The organism is Ramlibacter sp. (genome assembly GCF_035706265.1).
Lineage (GTDB): Bacteria > Pseudomonadota > Gammaproteobacteria > Burkholderiales > Burkholderiaceae_C > Ramlibacter.
The window spans coordinates 1-3,538 of the sequence record NZ_DASSVG010000387.1 but is presented as its reverse complement, the minus strand read 5'-3'; the positions used below and the strand labels follow the sequence as shown (position 1 = coordinate 3,538).

The 3,538-nt window shown below is 66.7% G+C and carries 3 protein-coding genes; 2 read left to right on the top strand and 1 reads right to left on the bottom strand.

Features of this window, described 5'->3' with window-relative positions; translation table 11 throughout:
- Positions 1-29 precede the first annotated feature (29 nt).
- Positions 30-2,015 (bottom strand): acetate--CoA ligase, encoded by a 1,986-nt coding sequence (gene acs / locus VFM98_RS13950; protein ID WP_325110518.1) that lies wholly within the window; start codon positions 2,013-2,015, stop codon positions 30-32.
- A gap of 165 nt (positions 2,016-2,180) precedes the next feature.
- On the opposite strand from acs, the gene VFM98_RS13945 reads away from it, so the two are divergent.
- Positions 2,181-2,795 carry a YqhA family protein gene (locus tag VFM98_RS13945; protein WP_325110517.1) on the top strand — a complete coding sequence of 205 codons (615 nt, stop codon included), beginning with the start codon at positions 2,181-2,183 and terminating at the stop codon, positions 2,793-2,795.
- Between the two features lie 105 nt (positions 2,796-2,900).
- On the top strand, positions 2,901-3,538 hold a 638-nt coding region (locus VFM98_RS13940; protein ID WP_325110516.1), incomplete at its 3' end, for a GntR family transcriptional regulator.

The following is a 3,538-nucleotide window of genomic DNA, read 5'->3' as shown; positions in this document are numbered from 1 at the left end:
CCGTGAACTTGATGTCGGTCATGCGCGCCTCAGCCCTTGCCCTGCAGTTGCGCGACGATCGCCGGATTCTCCAGCGTGCTGGTGTCCTGGGTGATCGCCTCGCCCTTGGCGATGGAGCGCAGCAGGCGGCGCATGATCTTGCCGCTGCGCGTCTTGGGCAGGTTGTCGCCGAAGCGGATGTCCTTCGGCTTGGCGATCGGGCCGATCTCGTGCGCCACCCAGTTGCGCAGTTCGTTGGCGATCTGCTTGGCTTCCTCGCCCGTGGGACGCAGGCGCTTCAACACCACGAAGGCGCAGATCGCCTCGCCGGTCAGGTCGTCGGGACGACCGACCACCGCCGCTTCCGCCACCAGGTCCGTCTTGGCCACCAGCGCCGACTCGATCTCCATCGTGCCCATGCGGTGGCCCGAGACGTTCAGCACGTCGTCGATGCGGCCGGTGATGCGGAAGTAGCCCGTCTTGGCGTCGCGCACCGCGCCGTCGCCGGCCAGGTAGAGGCGGCCGCCCATCTCCTCGGGGAAATAGCTCTTCTTGTAGCGCTCCGGGTCGCCCCAGATCGTGCGGATCATCGCCGGCCAGGGGCGCTTGACGACCAGCATGCCGCCGGAGCCGTTGGGAATGTCGTGGCCGGCCTCGTCGACGATGGCGGCCATGATGCCGGGCAGCGGCAACGTGCACGAACCCGGCACCAGCGGCGTCGCGCCGGGCAGCGGCGTGATCATGTGGCCGCCGGTCTCGGTCTGCCAGAAGGTGTCCACGATCGGGCAGCGCTCGCCGCCGACGTTCCGGTAGTACCACATCCAGGCTTCGGGGTTGATCGGCTCGCCCACCGTGCCCAGGATGCGCAGCGACGACAGGTTCCAGTTCTTCGGGTGCACCTTCTCGTCGGTCTCGGAAGCCTTGATCAGCGAGCGGATCGCCGTGGGCGCCGTGTAGAACACGCTCACCTTGTGCTTCTCGATCATCTGCCAGAAGCGGCCCGCGTGCGGGAAGGTGGGGATGCCTTCGAAGATCACCTGCGTGGCGCCGGCTGCCAGCGGGCCGTAGGCGACGTAGGTGTGGCCGGTGACCCAGCCGATGTCGGCCGTGCACCAGAACAGGTCCTGCGGCTTGATGTCGAAGGTCCAGTCCATCGTGAGCTTGGCCCACAGCAGGTAGCCGCCGGTGGAGTGCTGCACGCCCTTGGGCTTGCCTGTGGAGCCGGAGGTGTAGAGGATGAACAGCGGATGCTCCGCGTTCACCGGCTCGGGCTTGCACTCGGTGGGTTGGCCCTTGAGCGCCTCGGCGAAGGTCTTGTCGCGGCCGGCGACCATGTTGCAGGGCGTGGCCGTGCGCTCGTACACCAGCACCGAGCGGATCGTCTCGCAGCCGCCCATGTCCAGCGCCTCGTCCACGATCGCCTTCAGGCCCAGCTCCTTGCCGCCGCGCAGCTGGTAGTTGGCCGTGACCACGGCCACCGCGCCGGCGTCGATGATGCGCTCCTGCAGCGACTTGGCCGAGAAGCCGCCGAACACCACGCTGTGCGTCGCGCCGATGCGGGCGCAGGCCTGCATGGCCACCACGCCTTCCACGCCCATGGGCATGTAGATCACGACGCGGTCACCCTTCTGGATGCCCTGCGCCTTGAGCGCGTTGGCGAACTGGCCGACGCGCGCCAGCAGCTCCTTGTAGGTGACCTGGGTGACCTTGCCGTCGTCGGACTCGAACACGATGGCGGTCTTGTTCTCCACCGGTGTGCCGATGTGCTTGTCGAGGCAGTTGGCGCTGGCGTTCAGTTCACCGTCGGAGAACCACTTGTAGAACGGCGCGTTCGATTCGTCGAGCGTCTTCGTGAAGGGCTTGGTCCACTGCACGTTGTCCCGGGCCAGGCGCGACCAGAAGCCCTCGAAGTCCTGCTCCGCTTCCTTGCAAAGGGCCTCGTAGGCGGCCATGCCGGAAATGTGGGCGGCCTTCACCGTGGCATCGCTCGGGGGAAAGACGCGGTTTTCGACCAGGACCGACTCGATGGCGCTCATGCTTGTCTCCGGAAAAGGTGGGGATGGGAAATCGGGCGTAATGTCCGGTTCGGCACTTACGGCCCACTGACTGGCTCCTAGCTTACAGAGGGTGCGGCGCGGGATGCCAGAGGAGGGTCCCTACAATCCTCGGGTTCACTCCGGTTCACTTCGTTCCCTTCGCGCATGCAACATCCCCCCGGCACCAGCCGCACTTCCCCCCTGCGACCGCTGCCCAACCTGATCTTCGCCAGCCGCTGGTTGCAACTTCCGCTTTACCTCGGGCTCATCGCGGCCCAGGCGGTGTACGTCGTGCACTTCGTGCTCGAACTGCTGCACCTGGTCGAGGCGGCCGCGGGCAGCCAGACGGCACTGCAGCAGCTGATTTCCAGCATCGGCTACAAGTCCACCACCGAGATGACCTCGCTGAACGAGACCATCATCATGCTGGTGGTGCTGGCGCTGATCGACGTGGTCATGATCTCCAACCTCCTGATCATGGTGATCGTGGGCGGCTACGAAACCTTCGTGAGCCGCATGAACCTCGAAAGCCACCCGGACCAGCCCGAGTGGCTCAGCCACGTGAACGCCTCGGTGCTGAAGGTGAAGCTGGGCACCGCGATCATCGGCATCTCCTCGATCCACCTGCTCAAGACCTTCATCAACGCCGACAACTACTCGGAGAAGGTGCTGATCGCGCAGACGGCCATCCACATCACGTTCCTGCTGTCGGCGATGGCGATCGCGTTCACCGACCGCATCATGGCGCCGCCCGCGCACCACAACGTCGAAGAGCTCTGAGCGAGTGCGTTCGGGGCTCGAAAGTGTCGACACTCGGCGTGACAGCGTCGACAGCCTTGCTATGATTGCCGACATCGCCGCCGCTGCGGGCCAGCGGCGCACCGCATGACGACCGTCCAGCCCATCGCCACCGCCGAAGGCCTTTCGCGCAGCATCGCGGAGCAGCTCAAGGAGCTGATCTACGCGGGCGAGTTCAAGGCCGGCGACCGCCTGAACGAGGCCGCCCTGGCCGCCCGCATGGGCACCAGCCGCGGCCCGATCCGCGAGGCGATCCGCATCCTCACCGGCACCGGCCTGGTCACCCCCGTCGTCAACCGCGGCGTGTTCGTGCGCCAGGTGTCGGTGCGCGAGCTGCTGGAGATCTACGAGCTGCGGGCGCTGGTGTTCGGCTTCGCCGCGGCGCGCGCCGCCGAGAACGTCGACGAGGACTGGCGCGCGCGCTTCGAGGCGCAGCTGGAAGCCATGGACCAGGCCGCGCAGGCCGGCGACAGCGGGCGCTACTACGAGCTGAACGTGCAGTTCCACGAGCTGGTGCTGCGCCTCGCGAACAACCAGCGGGCGCACCAGCTCTATGACAGCTACGTGAAGGAGCTGCACCTGTACCGGCGGCAGAACTTCAATGCCCCGGGCAACATGCGGCGCTCCAACGCGGAGCACCGCCGCATCTACGAGGCGATCGCCAGGGGCAATGCGGCCAAGGCGAAGCAGTACGCCGAGGAGCACATCGAGGCGGGGCGCCAGCG